At 74.5% G+C, this 16,517-nt stretch carries 12 protein-coding genes; 10 read left to right on the top strand and 2 right to left on the bottom strand.

Annotated elements, in window-relative coordinates:
- Positions 1-118: 118 nt before the first annotated feature.
- Together FZ988_RS06755 and FZ988_RS06750 are read right to left on the bottom strand one after the other, a co-directional pair.
- Entirely contained in the window at positions 119-1,498 is a 1,380-nt protein-coding gene (locus tag FZ988_RS06755; protein ID WP_149203607.1) for an MDR family MFS transporter, read from the bottom strand.
- A 269-nt stretch (positions 1,499-1,767) separates the two neighbouring features.
- Entirely contained in the window at positions 1,768-2,769 is a 1,002-nt protein-coding gene (locus FZ988_RS06750; protein ID WP_149203255.1) for an N-acetylglucosamine kinase, read from the bottom strand.
- Between the two features lie 158 nt (positions 2,770-2,927).
- On the opposite strand from FZ988_RS06750, the gene FZ988_RS06745 reads away from it, so the two are divergent.
- From FZ988_RS06745 to FZ988_RS06700, 10 genes are all read left to right on the top strand, one after another.
- The gene (locus FZ988_RS06745) at positions 2,928-4,244 is read left to right on the top strand and encodes a sugar ABC transporter substrate-binding protein (RefSeq protein WP_149203254.1); all 1,317 of its coding nucleotides are present in this window, start codon (positions 2,928-2,930) and stop codon (positions 4,242-4,244) included.
- Positions 4,245-4,340: 96 nt separating this feature from the next.
- Positions 4,341-5,336, top strand: a complete 996-nt coding sequence (locus tag FZ988_RS06740; RefSeq protein WP_149203253.1) for a carbohydrate ABC transporter permease — start codon at positions 4,341-4,343, stop codon at positions 5,334-5,336.
- A gap of 134 nt (positions 5,337-5,470) precedes the next feature.
- Positions 5,471-6,250 (top strand): carbohydrate ABC transporter permease, encoded by a 780-nt coding sequence (locus tag FZ988_RS06735; RefSeq protein WP_246169330.1) that lies wholly within the window; start codon positions 5,471-5,473, stop codon positions 6,248-6,250.
- Positions 6,247-7,857, top strand: a complete 1,611-nt coding sequence (locus FZ988_RS06730) for a glycoside hydrolase family 3 N-terminal domain-containing protein (protein ID WP_149203252.1) — start codon at positions 6,247-6,249, stop codon at positions 7,855-7,857. The genes FZ988_RS06735 and FZ988_RS06730 overlap by 4 nt, the downstream gene beginning before the upstream one ends.
- A complete protein-coding gene (locus FZ988_RS06725) occupies positions 7,854-9,212 on the top strand; it encodes an anhydro-N-acetylmuramic acid kinase (protein WP_149203251.1) in 1,359 nt (452 codons plus the stop codon). The genes FZ988_RS06730 and FZ988_RS06725 overlap by 4 nt, the downstream gene beginning before the upstream one ends.
- On the top strand, positions 9,209-10,168 hold the full coding sequence (locus FZ988_RS06720; RefSeq protein ID WP_149203250.1) for an N-acetylmuramic acid 6-phosphate etherase: 960 nt from the start codon (positions 9,209-9,211) through the stop codon (positions 10,166-10,168). The genes FZ988_RS06725 and FZ988_RS06720 overlap by 4 nt, the downstream gene beginning before the upstream one ends.
- Positions 10,165-11,043 carry a MurR/RpiR family transcriptional regulator gene (locus FZ988_RS06715; RefSeq protein ID WP_149203249.1) on the top strand — a complete coding sequence of 293 codons (879 nt, stop codon included), beginning with the start codon at positions 10,165-10,167 and terminating at the stop codon, positions 11,041-11,043. The genes FZ988_RS06720 and FZ988_RS06715 overlap by 4 nt, the downstream gene beginning before the upstream one ends.
- A gap of 234 nt (positions 11,044-11,277) precedes the next feature.
- Positions 11,278-12,930 carry a family 10 glycosylhydrolase gene (locus FZ988_RS06710; RefSeq protein WP_188079010.1) on the top strand — a complete coding sequence of 551 codons (1,653 nt, stop codon included), beginning with the start codon at positions 11,278-11,280 and terminating at the stop codon, positions 12,928-12,930.
- A gap of 572 nt (positions 12,931-13,502) precedes the next feature.
- The gene (locus FZ988_RS06705) at positions 13,503-14,990 is read left to right on the top strand and encodes an HNH endonuclease signature motif containing protein (protein ID WP_188079009.1); all 1,488 of its coding nucleotides are present in this window, start codon (positions 13,503-13,505) and stop codon (positions 14,988-14,990) included.
- 162 nt (positions 14,991-15,152) lie between these two features.
- Entirely contained in the window at positions 15,153-16,415 is a 1,263-nt protein-coding gene (locus FZ988_RS06700) for a serine hydrolase (RefSeq protein WP_149203246.1), read from the top strand.
- Positions 16,416-16,517 lie beyond the last annotated feature (102 nt).

The raw sequence follows: 16,517 nt of genomic DNA, 5'->3' as shown, positions 1-16,517 counted from the left end.
GCCCGGCTCCGCGCGTCGGGCTGGAGGCGGTGACCCGACCCGCCCCGAAGCGGCGGGCCGAGCCTAGCAACGCGGCGGGCGCGTCGGGAGGAGGACCGGAGGGGTCCGGCCCCGCGCGTCAGGCCGGTGAGGCCTCCACCTCGGGGCCTGCCTGGGGCGTCGGACGGCCGGTGCGCGGCATGGCGAGAGCGGCGCCCGTGGTCGCCACGGCGACGACGGCGGCGGCCACGAAGATCGCGGTCGCCGCGCCGCCGAACGCCTGCGGGTCGTCGATCGCGTCCGCGCCCCGCATGCGCGCGTTCACCAGCGCGCCGAGCGCCGCGACGCCGACGGCGCTGCCCATGGACCGCGCGAACATGTTGGCGCCGGTGACGACGCCGCGCTCGCCCCACCCGACGCTCGCCTGCGCTGCGATGAGGCTCGGCGCGGCGACGAGCCCGAGCCCGAGGCCGACCGCGAAGCAGCACAGGGCGACGGACACGACGGACGGCGTCGTCGACGTGAGCGCGAGCGCGGCCGTGGCGAGCACGACGATCGCGACGCCGATGAGCACGGTGGTGCGGAACCCGAGCCGGAGGTAGAGCCGTCCGGCCTGGGACGCCGAGATGGGCCAGCCGATCGTCAGGGTCGCGAGCGCGAGCCCGGAGACGAGCGGCGACGTGCCGAGCAGCGCCTCGAGGAACGTGGGGACGTAGGTGGTGATGCCCATGAGGATCACGCCGACGCCTATCGCGATGAGCGCCGTCGTGCCGAGCAGCCGACGCGAGACGACCCACAGGGGCAGCACGGGCTCGGCGGCGCGTCGCTCGACCAGGAGGAAGGCGCCGAGCAGGAGCAGGCCCGTGGTGAGCGCACCGATGCTCTGCGGCGAGGTCCACGCCCAGGCGTTGCCGCCCTCGAGCAGCGCGAGGATCGCGAGGCTCGTCGACACGGTGAGCAGCGCGCCGCCCGCCCAGTCGATGCGGTGGGTCGTGCTCGGCACCACCTCGTGGAAGTGGCGGACGATGAGCCAGCCGGCGGCGATGCTCAGCGGGATGTTGATGAAGAAGATCCAGCCCCACGTGAGGTACTCGGAGAACAGGCCGCCGAGCGTCGGCCCGACGACGGCGGACACGGCCCAGACGCTCGCGAGGTAGCCCTGGACCTTTGCGCGCTCCGCGAGCGTGTAGATGTCGCCGACGATCGTGATGGCCATCGGCTGGACGGCGCCCGCGCCCAAGCCCTGGATCGCGCGGAACGCGATGAGCGCGGGCATGGACCAGGCCAGCCCGCACAGCACGGACCCGAGGAGGAAGAGGCCGATGCCCACGAGCACGATCGGCTTGCGGCCCACGGTGTCGGCGAGCTTGGAGTAGATCGGGACGCTCACGGCCTGGGTGAGGAGGTAGATCGAGAAGAGCCACGGGAAGCTCGAGAACCCGCCGAGGTCCGCGACGATCGTCGGGACGGCGGTCGCCAGGATCGTCGAGTCGATCGCGACCAGCCCCGTCGTGACCATGATCGCGACGAGGACGGGGCCGCGCTCGGAGCGGAAGCCGACCCCGCCGGTCGTGCGGGCGTCCCCGGTCAGCGCGGGACGGCGTCGCCCGGCGCGGGGCTTCGGGGCGGTGCTCAGGGTCGTGGCCTCTCGATCCGGGTGCGGCGAGGACGCCGCGGTGACGGCGCTCGGACGCACCGACAGGTGCCAACCCGCGGCCGCCCGGACGCATTCCGCACCGGGGGGCCGTGGTGACCCGGCGCGGGTCGCGACGGGGCGTGCGCAGGATGTCAGACAGGGGTGACAGAGGTTCGCAGCACCTCGAGGTCGACGGCCCAGCCCGCGCGCTCCGCCGCGAGGCGCACGGCCCCGGCGACGGGGGTCCCGGCGTCCCGGAGACGGCGTCCCTGAGCCTCGAGGCGAGCCACGACGCTCGCGCGGACCGGGCCGGGCCGGGTGAGCACGGACCCCGCGAGCACGACGACGTCGCCCGACGACGCGGGGCTCACGGTCCCGAGCGTCGTGACGAGGCCCGAGGCGGCGTCGTCCACGATCCCGGTCGCGATGGCGTCGCCCTGCTCGGCGGCCGCGGCGACGGCCCGCGCGAAGCCGCCGAGCCCGGCGGGTGGCAGGCCGTCGACGAGCCGGACGAGCTCCTGCGGGTCGGCGCCTGCCGCCCCGTGCGCGACCGTGCCTGCCTGGTCGCGTGCCCAGGCGAGGGCGGCGTCGGTCAGCGCGGTGGCGGGGCCCCGGCCGTCGAGGGCCGTGGCGGCGGCGCGCAGACCCGCGAGGCCGAGCCAGACGCCGGAGCCGATGTCGCCGAGGAGCCAGCCGAGGCCGTCGCACCTGGCCACGACCTCGAACCCGCGCAGCCGGGCCGCCACGGCACCGGTCCCCGCGAGGAGGAGCGCGCCGTCGGGTGTCGGGGCGGCGGCCGCGTACGCGACGACGAGGTCGGTCACGAGGCTCGCCCGGCCGTCGGGGATGCTGCAGCGCGCCGTCGCCTCGGTCAGCGCCTCCAGGGCGCGGGTCCGCCCGGCGGCGCCCGAGCCCGCGATGCCCGCGGTGAGCGCGACGACGTCGAGCGTGGCCGCTGCGTCGAGCCGGCGCCGGGCGGCGGTCAGCGCGGCGCCGACCGTGGTCGCGAGCGCGCCGGCGGGGTCGGCCGACGAGCGGGGGTTCGCGCCCGGTCCGGTGGTGACGGCGAGCACGGTCGCGTCGGCTCCCATGACCGCCACCGTCGTGGTCGTGCCGCCGGCGTCGGCCCCGACCACGACCGGGACGGAACTCATGTGCCGCACGTCACGTTCTCCGCCCTCGATGGTGGTAACTTCTCTCCATCACACCACATCTGGAACTAACTTCCAGGCGCGGAGCTCCACAGGACCCCCATCAGACCAGGCCCCGGCACGAGCGCACCACCGGCACCTGACGCGAACAGGAGGACGTCATGAAGCGACCGATCACAGGAGTGGCGGCGGTGTCAGCGCTCGCGCTCACGCTCGCCGCGTGCAGCAGCGGCGGCGGCGGGACCGACGAGGAGACCCCGGGCGGCGACGGCGCCGACTACGCGGGCGAGACCCTCACCGTCTGGGTCATGGAAGGCACCAACCCCGACTCGGACGCGTTCTTCGACGAGGTCGGCGCGGCCTTCGAGGAGAAGACCGGCGCGACGCTCGACGTGCAGATGCAGCCCTGGGCCAGCGCGCACGACAAGTTCATCACCTCGATCGCCGGCGGCACGGTGCCCGACGTCGCCGAGGTCGGCACCACGTGGACGCCCGAGTTCGCCGAGGTCGGCGCCCTCGTCGACCTCACGGACCGCATCGCCGAGGCGGGGCTCGACGGCGACCTCGTCGGAGGGCTCCAGGAGGCCGGGACCTACGACGGCGGCCTGTACGGCATGCCCTGGTACGCGGGCGTCCGCGCCATGATCTACAACACGGAGATCTTCGAGGCCGCCGGCATCACCGAGCCCCCCACCTCGTGGGACGACCTCCTCGCCGCGGTCGAGGCGATCAAGACGTCGCAGCCCGACGTCATCCCCTTCCCGGTCTCGGGCGACAGCCAGTACGGCCTGTACCCGTGGGTCTGGGGCGCGGGCGGCGAGCTCGCCGAGCAGGACGGCGACACGTGGGCCTCGACCATCGCCTCACCCGAGGCCGTGGAGGGCATCGAGTTCTACACGGACCTCGCGCTCGAGCACGGCTCGTCGACCGCGGCCGCGACCACGTGGAACGAGGCCAACGCGCTCGAGGCCTTCCAGCAGGGCGACGTCGGCATGATCGTCTCGGGGAGCTGGACGCCCGCGAAGATCGAGCAGGACAACCCCGAGCTGTTCGCCAAGCTCGGCGCGTTCCCCTTCCCCGGCAAGGACGGCGACGTCGCCGGCTCCTTCCTCGGCGGCTCGCACCTCGGCATCTTCGAGGAGTCCGACAACCAGGACCTCGCCTGGGAGTTCGTCCAGATGATGTCGACCGGCGAGTTCGCGCAGAAGTGGGCCGAGCAGTCCGGCTACTTCTCCGGCCAGGCGAGCCTCGTCGAGGCGCAGAGCGAGGCGGCGGACCCGCTGCAGCAGGCGTTCGCGACCCAGATGCTCGAGGGCGGGCGCTCGCTCCCGGTGACCCCGGCGTTCGGCAAGGTCCAGGGCGCCAAGACCGTCGAGACCATGCTCCAGTCCATCCTGAGCGGCAGCGCGAGCGCCCAGGAGGCCGCCGAGACGGCCGCGGCGAGCATGGACGAGACGTTCGCCTCGGCCGCGGGCTGACCTGCGACGCTGCGCCCGGGCGCGCCACCGCCGCACAGGCGGGCCGCGCCCGGGCGCACCCCGACCCCCACGACGAGACGTGAGCCGAGCAGACCGATGAGCAGCAGCACCGCAGACGTCGCGCAGCACGCGACGCCGCCCACCACGCCAGGGCCCACGCCCGCGCGTCGCGGCGCCCTCCGCCGCCCGCCCTCGTGGCGGCGCGCTCAGCACCGCCGACCGTGGCTGCTCCTGAGCCCCGGGCTGCTGCTGCTCGCCGTGCTGCTCGGCTTCCCCCTGGTGCGCGTCGTCCAGCTGTCGTTCCAGGACTACGGGCTGCGCGAGCTCGCGCGCGGGGAGGACAACTACGTCGGGCTCGAGAACTACCGCGAGATCCTCACGTCGTCGTTCCTGTGGCAGACCGTGCTGCCCAACACCGTGGGCTTCGCGGTCGTGTGCGTCGTCCTGACGATGCTCGTCGGGACCGCCGTCGCCGTGTTCCTCAACACCCTGCCGCGCACGTGGCGCACCCTGTGCCTCACCGCGGTCATGATCGCGTGGGCCGTGCCGGCCGTGACCGGCACGTACGTCTACGTGTGGCTGTTCGACCCGCTCAACGGCCTCGTGTCGACCGTCCTCACGGACGTCGGCCTCATCGACCGCGGCGCGGTCAACTGGTTCGCCGAGCGCTTCTCCTTCTACGCGATCGCGACGCTCAACGTCGTCCAGCACGGCTTCCCGTTCGTCGCCGTGACCGTGCTCTCAGGCCTGATGACCGTCCCGCGCGAGCTCTACGAGGCCGCGCAGATCGACGGCGCCTCCGCGTGGCGGCGCTTCCGGTCGCTCACGGTGCCGATCCTCAAGCCCGTGTTCGCGGTCTGCACCATCCTGTCGACGATCTGGGACTTCAAGGTCTTCACGCAGATCTACCTGATGCCCGGCGGCAACGGCGGCAACCCGGACGTCTACAACCTGGGCGTCTGGAGCTACATCGAGTCCTTCGCCCAGGGCCGGTACGGGATGGGCTCGGCGATCGCCGTGCTGCTGACCGTCATCCTGCTGCTCATCACGGTCGTCTACATGCGCACCCTGTTCTCCGAGGAGGAGCTGTGACCGGCCCCGCCGCGCTCCCCGCCGTGCCCGCCACGCGCACCGCCCGGCGCGCCGCGGGCCGTGGCCTGCGGTCCGACGAGACCGGCGGGCGGCGTGAGAGCCGCGCGAGCACCGTCGCGAAGGTCGTCGGCTCGATCGCCCTCGTCGCGTTCGCGGTGTTCCCGGCCTACTGGATGCTCACGACGGCACTCGACGCCGACGCCGCGACCCGCGGCTCGCGCCTCGTCCCCACGTCGCTCACGGGTGAGAACTTCGCCCGCGTGTTCACCGACGGCGACTTCGGCAGGTTCATCCTCAACTCGGTGGTCGTCGCGACCGCGACCGTCGCGATCAGCGCGGTCGTCTCGCTGCTCGCCGCGGTCGCCGTCGCGCGGTTCCGGTTTCGGTTCCGGACCGCGATCCTCGTGATGATCCTCATCGTCCAGATGGTGCCGCTCGAGGCGCTCGTCATCCCGCTGTTCCTGCAGGCGCGGACCCTGCAGATGCTCAACAGCCTGCTCGGCCTCGTCATCGTCTACCTCGCGTTCTCCCTGCCCTTCGCGATCTGGACGCTGCGCGGCTTCGTCGCCGCCGTTCCGCAGGAGATCGAGGAGGCCGCCTACATGGACGGCGCCTCCTGGGGCCGCATGTTCCGTTCCGTGCTGCTGCCGCTCGTGGCCCCGGGCCTCGTCGCGACGTCGATCTTCGCGTTCATCACCGCGTGGAACGAGTTCATCTTCGCCCTGACGTTCATGCAGGACTCGGAGCTGTACACGGTCTCGGTGGGCCTGCGGACGTTCTTCGGCCAGAACACCAACGACTGGGGCGCGATCATGGCCGCGTCGTCGATCATCACCGTGCCCGTCGTCGTGTTCTTCGTGCTCATCCAGCGGCGCATGACGTCCGGCCTCGCGAGCGGGGCGGTCAAGGGATGACCGACCTGCGTCGCGCCGTCCTCGGCGTCCTCGCCCCCGGCTTCAGCGGCCCGGAGGCGCCCGCGTGGCTGCTGGACGCCGCGCGCGAGGGCCTGGGCGGCGTCGTCCTGTTCGCGGGCAACACCCCCACCCTCGCCTCGACCAGGACGTTGACGGACGTGCTGCACGACGCCGGCCCGCAGGTCGTGGTGGCGGTCGACGAGGAGGGCGGCGACGTCTCGCGCCTCGAGGCCGCGACCGGCTCCGGGCTGCCCGGGCTCGCGGCCCTCGGCGTCGTCGACGACCTCGACCTGACCCGGCGGACGGGTGCGGCGCTCGGCGCGCTCCTGCGATCCGTGGGGATCGACCTCGACCTGGCACCCGTGCTCGACGTAGCGTCCGAGCCGCGCAACCCCGTGATCGGCGTCCGCTCCCTGGGCGGCGACCCGGCGCTCGTCGCGCGGCACGGGGCGGCGCTCGTCGAGGGGCTGCACGACGGCGGGGTGGCCGCCTGCGGCAAGCACTTCCCCGGGCACGGGGCGACGACCGTCGACTCCCACCTCGACCTGCCGGAGCTCGACGCCGACCTCGAGACACTGCGCGCCCGCGACCTGCCGCCGTTCGCCGCAGCGGTCGCCGCCGGGCTCGACGCCCTCATGACGGCGCACGTGCGCGTGCCCGCGCTGGGCCCGAGCCCCGCGTCCCTCGAGCCCGCCGCCACCGCGCTCGCGCGGGACCTCGGGTTCACCGGACCGCTCGTCACCGACGCGCTCGACATGGGCGCCGTCGCACGCGACCCCGGCTTCGGCGAGGCCTGCGTCCGTGCGCTCGAGGCGGGCGCCGACCTGCTGTGCCTGGGCACGACCGTGGGCCGCGACGACGAGGCGCTCTTCGCGCAGGCCGTCGCCGCCGTGACCGACGCCGTCCAGGCCGGCAGGCTCACGCCGGACCGTCTGCACGACGCCGCCGCGCGCACCGATGCGCTGCGCGAGCGGGTCGCGGCGTATCGTCGCCGCACGGCCGCGCTCGACCCGGCCGCCGCCGTCGCCGCGCTCGCCGCCGTCGGCTCCGAGACCGCCGGCCGGGCCGTGACGTCCACCGGCCCGGTCGGCGTCAGCACGGCACCCGTGCTCGTCGACCTGCGCCGCCGGCTGAACCACGCTGCGGGCCGCACGTCGCCCGCGCTCGCCGAGGCGCTGCGGCGGCGGTGGCCCGGGACGCTCGTCGTGCACGGGTACGGACGTACGGACGGGCCTCGGGACGGCGGTCAGGACGGTGGTGTGGAGCGGGACCCTGCGCGCCCCGTCGTCGTGCTGTGCCGGGAGCCGCTCGCGGACGCCCAGGAGGGTGCCGCGCTCGACGCGGTGCTCGCGGCCCGGCCCGACGCCGTGGTCGTGCACGCCGGGCTCGCCGCCGCGGCGCCGGACGCGACCGCCCTCGTGCTCGCGCACGGCGTCGGGCGCGTGAACGCCGACGCGGTCGTCGCGCTCCTCGCACGCGGCGAGCTCGCGGGTGACGTCCACCCGGGTGCGGACGACGCGCGTGGCGACGGCGCGGGGGCCGACGGCGCGGGCGACGACGGCGCGGGTGCTGGCGGCTCGGCCGGGACGCTCGGAGGTGCGCGATGAGGGTCGTCGCCGTCTCCTCGGGCACGTCCGTCGACGCGATCGACGTCGCCGTCGCCGACCTGACCGACGCGTCCGGGACCGTCCACCTGACACCCGTCGCGCACGCCGAGGTCCCGTGGGACCCGCGGCTGCGGTCCCGGCTCCTCGCCGCGCTGCCGCCCGCCCTGGTCGGTGTCGGCGAGTGGGCGCGGCTCGACGCGCTCGCAGGCCAGGCGTTCGGTGAGGCCGCCGCGGTCGGCGTCGCACTCGGGGGCGGCGCGGACCTCGTCGTCTCCCACGGCCAGACCCTCTACCACTGGGTCGAGGACGGTCACGCCCGCGGGACCCTGCAGCTCGGGGCACCCGCCTGGATCCACGAGCGCACCGGCCTGCCCGTGATCTCCGACCTGCGCAGCGCGGACGTCGCCGCCGGCGGCCAGGGCGCGCCGCTCGTGAGCCTGCTGGACCACCTGTGGCTCGGCGACAGGCCCACGGCCGCGCTCAACATCGGCGGCATCTCGAACATCACGGTCGTCGGCCTCGACGCGGACGGCGGCGGGCAGGACGCCGGCGTCGTCACGGGCGACACCGGGCCCGGCAGCTGCCTGCTCGACGCCGCCGTCATGCGCCTGACGGGCGCGCGGTTCGACGAGGACGGTGCGCTCGCGGCGCAGGGCACGGTCGACGAGGCAGTGCTCGCCGTCCTGCTCGAGGACCCGTTCTACGCGCTCCCGCTGCCGCGCAGCACGGGCCGCGAGCACTTCCATGCCGACTACGTGGCCGCGCGGCTCGCCGCCGCAGGCCGAGACCCGGCGACCGCGCCCACGGGCCCCGACCTGCTCGCGACGCTCACCGAGTTGACCGCGCGCACGATCGCCGCGGAGATCCGCCGGTACGACGTCGAGCGCGTCGTCGTCGCGGGCGGGGGCCTGCGCAACCCGGTGCTGATGGCACGCCTGCGCGCGGCGCTCCCGGCGTCGGTCGACGTCGTCGGATCCACGGCGCTCGGGCTGGACGCCGACGCCAAGGAGGCCTACCTCTTCGCGCTCCTCGGGTACCTGAGCGCTCGCGGGCTCCCCGGCACCGCGCCGGGCCTGCAGGAGACGCCTGCGCGTGCCGATGCCTCGGTGGGCGGTGCGGCGAGCACGGGCCTGCGGCGTCGGGCCACGGGTGCGTCCCGCGCCGTCGTCCTCGGCTCCCTGAACCCGCCCGCGCCACCGCCGTGCCCACCGGCGACCGAGCCCGTGGTCCGCCTCGAGATCCACCCGGCGACGCCCGGACCCGCGCCGGGGCCGCCCGCACCACCAGTGGCCCTCGCACCACCAGCACCGCCCGCACGGACAGCACCACCGACACCGCATCAGGAGACGTCATGAGCCAGGTCGAGCACGACTGGCGCGAGATCCTCGGGCTGCGCTCGCCCACCGAGGAGCGCAACCCCCGGACCCTGGACATCGACCAGCTCGGGTCCCTCGCGGTCGTGCGCCGCATCGGCGCCGAGGACCGCGCCGTGATGGACGCCGTCGACGCGGTCGCGGAGCGGGTGGCCGCGCTCGTCGACGTGGCGGTGCGGGTCCTCGCCGGTGGCGGCCGCGTGCACTACGTCGGCTCGGGCACGTCCGGGCGGCTCGGCGTCCTCGACGCGGTCGAGCTGCTCCCGACGTACGACGTGGGGGAGGAGTCGTTCGTCGCGCACCTCGCCGGCGGCCAGGGCGCCATGATGCGCGCGGTCGAGGGCGCGGAGGACGACGCCGACGCAGGTCACGCGCTGGTCCAGGCCATGACGGCGGGCGACCTCGTGGTGGGCCTCACGGCGAGCGGGCGCACCCCCTTCGTCGGCGGCGCGCTCGCGGGTGCCAGGGCCCTCGGGGCGGCGACCGCGCTCGTCTCCACGAACCCGACGGCACCCCTCGCGGGCGGCGTCGACATCGCGGTGCTCCTCGACACCGGGCCCGAGGTCGTGACCGGCTCGACCCGGATGAAGGCGGCCACGGCCCAGAAGATCGTGCTCAACACGTTCTCGACGGCCGTCATGGTGCGAATGGGCAAGACCTACTCGAACCTCATGACCGAGGTCCGCGCGACCAACAAGAAGCTCCGCGCGCGCACCGTCCGGATGCTCGTCCAGGCGTCGGGCCTCACGCCCGAGCGGTGCGAGGAGGCGCTCGTCGACTCCGGCGGGCACGTGCGCACCGCGCTCGTCGCGCTGCTCGCGGGAGTCGACGCCGCGGCCGCCACCGACGCGGCGCGCAGGTTCCCGCCCGACCCGGCGCGGACCGACGACCCCGCCGGCGTGCGGTCCGCCGTCGCGTCCGTGGCGGTGGCCCGATGAGCGGGGCGTCGGTCCCCGTCCGGCTCCGCGGGCTGCTCGACGACCTGCGGCCCTCGATGCGTCGCGTCGCCGAGCTCGTGCTCGCCGACCCCGAGCACGCCGCCGGGCTCACCATCTCCCGGCTCGCGGCCGAAGCCGGCGCGTCGCAGAGCACGATCGTGCGCCTGTGCCAGGAGCTCGGGCTCGACGGCTACCGCGAGTTCCGCCTCGCTCTCGTCTCCGAGCTCGGACGCCGCGAGGGGGCCGCGCACACGCCCGTGACCGGTGACATCGCGCCCGGCGACTCGATCGGGACGGTCATCGAGAAGATCGCGTTCGCCGACGCCCGCGCCGTCGAGGACACCGCGCGCTCGCTGTCCGCCGACTCGCTCGAGGCGGTCGTCGAGGCGATCGTCCAGGCCCGGCGCACCGACATCTACGGCGTCGCCGCGTCGGGGATCGTCGCCGCCGACCTCGAGCAGAAGCTCCACCGCATCGGCCGCGTCGCGTTCGCGCACACGGACACGCACCTCGCCCTGACGTCGGCCGCGCTCCTGATGCCGGGCGACGTCGCGATCGGCATCTCGCACACCGGCATGACGAACGACACCGTCGACGCCCTGACGCTCGCACGGGCCCAGGGCGCGACGACCGTGGCGATCACCAACGCGCCGCGCTCCGACCTCGCGGCCACCGCCGACCACGTGCTCCTCACGGCGGCACGCGAGACGACGTTCAGGTCCGGTGCGACGGCGTCCCGCCTCGCCCAGCTGACGGTCGTCGACTGCGTCTTCGTCGCCGTCGCGCAGCGCACGTACGACGCGAGCCAGCGCGCGCTCGAGGCGACCGCGACAGCGCTGCGTGACCGACGGACGGGGGCGCGCGGCAAGGGCTGAGAGCACCCCCGGCCCCGGCCCCGGCGCCGGGGGCGGGGGCTCGGCGGAGGCGGGGGCGCTCGTCGCCCGGGCAGGCGGTCCGGGGTGGCAGGACGCAGCGGGGGACAACGGCACAGGGCGACCGGGACGTCACCGCGCGCGACTGCGGCGACCAGCCGGTGCAGGACCGCGGCGGACACCGATGTCCGGTGCGGAACAGGGCACGAGAACCTGGGGGAACGACCGATGAGACACATGCGCAGACCGATCGCCGTCCTGGCCGGCCTGGCCCTCCTACCCGCGCTCGCGACGGCGACACCCGCCGCCGCCGAGGTGGCGGACCCGGCGAGCGAGGCGGTTGCGGCGCCGCCGCTGGCGGGGGAGGTGGCGAACGAGGCCGCCGCGGCACAGCCGGACGCCGAGGTGGGGAGCGCGGCCGAGGTGACGCCGCCGTCCGGCGACGAGCAGTGGCGCGGCTACTGGGTGGACGCGTTCAACCGTGGCATCTACGACGCGGACCAGGTCGCGACGCTCGTCGCCGACGCCACGTCGCTCGGGGCGAACGTGCTCGTGGTGCAGGTGGGCCGCCGCTTCGACTGCTTCTGCAACGACGCCCTCTACCCGCGCACCGACGCGGCGATCGCCCCCGCGCCGTACGACCCGCTCGCGGAGATCGTCGAGCAGGGCCACGCCGCCGGCCTCGAGGTCCACGCGTGGGTCAACGCCACGACCCTGTGGAACTCCGCGACGCCCCCGACGTCGCCCGAGCACGCCTTCAACGCGCACGGCCCGTCCGCCCAGGGCGCGGACCGCTGGCTCAACAAGCGGGTCGACGGGACCGAGCTCGTCGGCGCGAACGCGTTCATCGACCCCGCGCACCCCGCCGCGGTCGACTACGTCGCCGAGGCCGTCGCCTCGATCACGGCGGCGTACGACGTCGACGGCGTGAACCTCGACTACATCCGGTACCCCGACTACAACACGGGCGAGCTCGTCAACGACTGGGGCTACTCCGAGACGTCGCTCGCGCGCTTCGCCGCCGAGACGGGCCGCACCGACGTGCCGGCGCCCGACGACGCGCAGTTCAGCGACTGGCGGCGTGACCAGGTGTCGGCACTCGTGCGCAAGGTCTACGTCGCGATGTACGGCGTCGACCCGAGCGACCGGCTCAGCATCAACGGCATCACGTACTCCTACGGCCCCGCGACGTACGGCAGCTTCGAGGCGAGCCGCCCCTACGCCAACGTGATGCAGGACTGGAAGGGCTGGCTCGACGAGGGGATCGTCGACACCGTCACGGCCATGAACTACAAGCGCGAGTGGAACCTGGACCAGGCGCGCATGTTCGCCGAGTGGAACCAGGCCCTCGTCGACTACCGCGCGGGCCGGCACGTGGTGAGCGGTCCGGCGCTGTACCTCAACGAGGTCGAGGACTCCGTCGCGCAGGCCGAGCAGGTCGTCGCCCTCGGGCTCGACGGGTGGATGGGCTACTCGTACGCCAACCCGTCGCTGACCGCCACGCCCGCGGGTCAGGACGTCAAGGACGCCGAGCGCGCCGAGCTCACACAGGCGCTGCGGTCAGGCGTGTTCGCGGACGACGTCGTCGTGCCCGAGATGACGTGGCGCACGGAGCCGACGACGGGCCTGCTCTCCGGGAACGTCGACGTGCGCCACGGGGGCGTCGCCGACCAGGTCGACGTCGTGCTGCACCCGGTGGGCCGCACGCCGGGGGAGCCGGTCGTGGTGCGCACCGACGGGTCCGGCTGGTTCGGGGCCGTGGACCTCGCGCCCGGCCGGTACCGGGTCCAGGTCGTCGAGGAGGGTGCGACAGGCACCTCCTCGACCCACGTACGCGTCCGTGCCGGCGAGGTCGCCGACGTGGACGTGCGGGTCAGGTCGCTGCGGTGAGGGCGATGACCTGACCCCGATGACCCGGTCGCGGACACGACCGGGTCGGTGACGGCCGAGCGTGCGCCTCCGGTGCGGGCTGGACGTCACGGAGCTGCTCGGCCGCGGACACGGCCGGGTGGCCATCCCGCCCCGCCCGGTGTCACGCCGGGCGGGGCGCGGGGTGTCCGGGGGGTTGCCGGGGTCCTGGGCGCCGGGGCCTGGGGGTGCGGGAAGCTGGGGCCTGGCTGTGGCGCACGGAGCACTCGCAGTCGGAGCGGCAGGGGAGCGGGTCGCCCCATGTCGGCTCCTCCGGAGCCGGCATCTCCAGCATGGGACCGAGGCATGACCATCGCCATCCACAGCCTCGTCCACATCGCGTCCACAGGGGACGGTCCCTCTTCTCGTCCACCCACGTCCGCTTCGTACAGTTGTTCGAAGTCGAGTGTCGGGGGTGAGTGATGGCGGGGACGGGGCCGACGCTCACGCTGACTACGCCCACGGGCGCGGTGTCGGGTGCCGGCTCGCCGGGTCCGGCCGGTCCGGCGGCAGGGGGCATTCCGGAGGCCTCGGTCGCGACCCTGGTCCGCCGCGTGTGCGCCGAGATCGATGCGCTCACAACCCTCGACCTCGAGGGCGTGGACGGGTTGAACGGCCCCGCACTGCACCAGGACATGCGCCGCGCGAGCGACAAGCTGCAGGCCTTCGCCGCCCGCGTGCTCGCCCGTGTCGAGGCTGACGGCCGGTGGGCGACGAGTGGCAGCCGGACGTTCCCCGACTGGATGGCCTGCCAGGAGCTCGCCTCCTACGGTGCGGTCAGGCGCGAGGTCACCCTCGGTCGCGCGCTCGACGAGGACCTGCCCGCGACGGCCCAGGAGATCTCCGTCGGCGGAGTGACGCTCGAGCACGCCCAGGTCCTTGCCAGGCTCGGGCCGACGTCCGACGCGCGTCGGGCCGCTCTCGCGAGCGGCGCGCCTGATCGCAACGAGGCCTACCTCGTCGAGCGGGCGAAGGCGCTCCCGGTGGACGAGTACCGGCGCGAGGTCCAGAGGTGGGCCACACGGGTCGACGCCGACGCGGCCGAGCGCGAGCACGATCAGGCGTGCGCCAAGGAGCACCTGACCTTCTCCCGCAAGGACGACGGCGTCGCCTTCCAGGGGTTCCTGACAGCGGAGCACGGCCACGCTCTGGCGACCGCCCTCCGCGCCGTCGCAGGCGTGCCCTCGGTCGGCGACCAGCGGAGCCGCGAGGAGCGTCAGGCGGCTGCGCTCGTGGACGCGGCCCGCATCGTGCTGGACCGCGGCCTCGCGGGCGGCGGTCAGCAGGTGCGGCCGCACATCAGCGTGCACGTGTCGTGGGAGGCGCTGCTCCGGCTCCAGGCGACGCACCTGGACGGTCCGGCTGACGGGTCGGCGAACGGGGGTGCGGACGGCAGCGCGGACGTGAGCCTCGTCGCGCAGCTCGACGACGGGCGCCCGGTGCCCGGTTCGCTCCTGGCACGGATCGCGTGCGACAGCGAGATCTCCCGCATCGTGTTCGGGCCGCGGGGAGACGTCCTCGACGTCGGGCGGGCGCAGCGCACGTACTCGGGCCAGCAGCGCCGCGCGGTCATCGCGCGTGACAGGTCCTGCCGCTACCCCGGGTGCGGTGCGCCGCCGACGCTCGGCGAGGTGCACCACGTCGTGCCCTGGTTGCAGGGCGGCGTCACCTCGATCCGCAACGGGATCCTCCTGTGCTGGTTCCACCACGACCTCGTCCACCGCCGCGGCGTCGTCATCCGCAGCGACCCGCGACGGGCCTGGCGCTTCTTTCGACGGGACGGCACTTCGCTGGATGACGGGCCGACCTCGGGCGACGGCGGTGCGCCCGCGGGCGCCCCCGCTGACGGTTCACGCGGCGCGGGACGTGGCGTCGGTGGACGTGACGCGGAGGGCGACGTCGGCGGACGTGGCGCCGCGTCGGGCGCCGGTCGAGGAGGCATGGCGTCGGGCGCGGGAGTCACGGCACTCGCGAGGGCGGCGCCGCTCGCAGCCGACTCACCCGGAGATGCGGCGCAGCCAGAGCTGGACCTGACGGGGTAGCGAGTGGAGAGACCCGTCTCGCGGGTGTGCTCGCGCCTGCGGCTCGTGGCTGCGGCTCGTGCCTGCGGCTCGTGCCTCGGCTCGCGCCTGCGGCTCGTACCTGCGGGCCGTCTCGCGCGCATCCGCTGGCTCGGAGGCTGAGGAACAAGGTGCGTGTCGCCGATGCCGGCGGTCGCTGGGGCGTGCGGTGGGGCCGGTGGTGGCCTGAGGGCGGTCGGCGATGCGGGCCGCCCGGGGCTGCGACCACGCTGGTCAGGGCCTCGGCAGCGCATGCGCTCCAGACCCCGGCGCTGCACCGCTGTCGGGACGCAGCTGTACGGTTCGATCATGTCAAGGACCGCTCCGGGCAGTACCGCGCCGACTGCACGCGCGCTGGTCGAGAGCCTGCGCGGTGAGCAGCCTGTGAGCGGGTTGAGCGTGGCAGTCGCCGGCCCCGGTCGCGCCGTGGTCGACGCCGCGGCGGTCGGGGTGGCGGACGCTCGCACCAGCAGAACGCTCACACCCGAGACGCTTCTCCACGCCTGCTCGATGAGCAAGCTCGTGGCCGCCGTGACGGTGGTGCGGCTCTGGCAAGACGGGGCCCTCGACCTCTACGCCGACGTCGACGACATGCTTGGGTCGAGTGGCTGGAGCATGGTGCGTCCACCCGGGGAACGGGTCACGCCCGCTCACCTGCTGTCCCACCAGGGCGGGATCGTTGACCCCCCGGACTCCTTCGCGCCGTCGGACCCTGGGCGCGTGTGGGACGTCGCGGCCCTCCTGCGGGGCGAGACCGCGCACCACGCCGGACCGGTGGTGGCCACGAGCTCGCCCGGGCAGTCGTTCGCGTACTCCGATGCCGGATTCTGCGTGCTCGAGCAGGTCGTGCGAGCCGTCACGGGACGCCCCTACAGCGCTGTCGTGGACGAGCTGGTGCTCGAGCCGCTTGGCCTGGCGCACCCTGAGGCGACCGCGTGGGCCACCGCTGAGGTTGGCTCGCCAGCAGTCCAGAGAGACCGCCTGGTCGGGGACGCTGCCGCTGTCGGGCACGACGCCGACGGGCGGGTGGTGCGCCACGAGCGGCCGTTGTACCCGGGGCTCGCCGCCGCCGGGCTGTGGGCCACCCCGACGGCGCTCGCGACGCTGTTGGTCGACCTCCTCGGCTCCTGGCACCAGAGCCACGGCGTTCTCAGCGCACAGAGTGCCCGTGCTCTGTGGACTGCTCCAGGCGCGGTGGGGTACGCGGCGCTCGGTGCGTTCCTGCTGCGTCACGGCGCGGAGACGGTCGTGCAGACCCACGGCTGGGGCGAGGGCTTCCAAGGCGTGGCCAGAGTGCACCTGGACAGGCGCACGGTGGTGGTGGCGATGATGAACACCGACCCCGGGGTCGATCAAGACTCCTCTGCAGTCGGTGCCATCGCCGACGCCGTCACCCAGCAGGTCTAGGAGACTGCTGAACACGGCGCTCGCGCGGGCCAGCTTCCACCCGCGTAGGCCGGCTCCCCGAGGAGGCGCTCGCGCGGGCCGGCTTCCACCCGCGTCGGCCGG

Origin of the sequence: Actinotalea subterranea, from assembly GCF_008364845.1 — a bacterium.
Lineage (GTDB): Bacteria > Actinomycetota > Actinomycetes > Actinomycetales > Cellulomonadaceae > Actinotalea > Actinotalea subterranea.
Note: the sequence above shows the minus strand (reverse complement) of the source record. Positions and strands in the feature narration are given on the sequence as shown.

Excerpts from the sequence above, each read along its gene's own strand:
- FZ988_RS06710 (WP_188079010.1), top strand. The coding sequence starts at position 11,278 with ATGCGCAGACCGATCGCCGTCCTGGCCGGCCTGGCCCTCCTACCCGCG.
- FZ988_RS06715 (WP_149203249.1), top strand. The coding sequence starts at position 10,165 with ATGAGCGGGGCGTCGGTCCCCGTCCGGCTCCGCGGGCTGCTCGACGAC.
- FZ988_RS06740 (WP_149203253.1), top strand. The coding sequence starts at position 4,341 with ATGAGCAGCAGCACCGCAGACGTCGCGCAGCACGCGACGCCGCCCACC.
- FZ988_RS06745 (WP_149203254.1), top strand. The coding sequence starts at position 2,928 with ATGAAGCGACCGATCACAGGAGTGGCGGCGGTGTCAGCGCTCGCGCTC.
- FZ988_RS06730 (WP_149203252.1), top strand. The coding sequence starts at position 6,247 with ATGACCGACCTGCGTCGCGCCGTCCTCGGCGTCCTCGCCCCCGGCTTC.
- FZ988_RS06720 (WP_149203250.1), top strand. The coding sequence starts at position 9,209 with ATGAGCCAGGTCGAGCACGACTGGCGCGAGATCCTCGGGCTGCGCTCG.
- FZ988_RS06725 (WP_149203251.1), top strand. The coding sequence starts at position 7,854 with ATGAGGGTCGTCGCCGTCTCCTCGGGCACGTCCGTCGACGCGATCGAC.
- FZ988_RS06700 (WP_149203246.1), top strand. The coding sequence starts at position 15,153 with ATGCCGGCGGTCGCTGGGGCGTGCGGTGGGGCCGGTGGTGGCCTGAGG.
- FZ988_RS06755 (WP_149203607.1), bottom strand. The coding sequence starts at position 1,498 with ATGGTCACGACGGGGCTGGTCGCGATCGACTCGACGATCCTGGCGACC.
- FZ988_RS06750 (WP_149203255.1), bottom strand. The coding sequence starts at position 2,769 with ATGAGTTCCGTCCCGGTCGTGGTCGGGGCCGACGCCGGCGGCACGACC.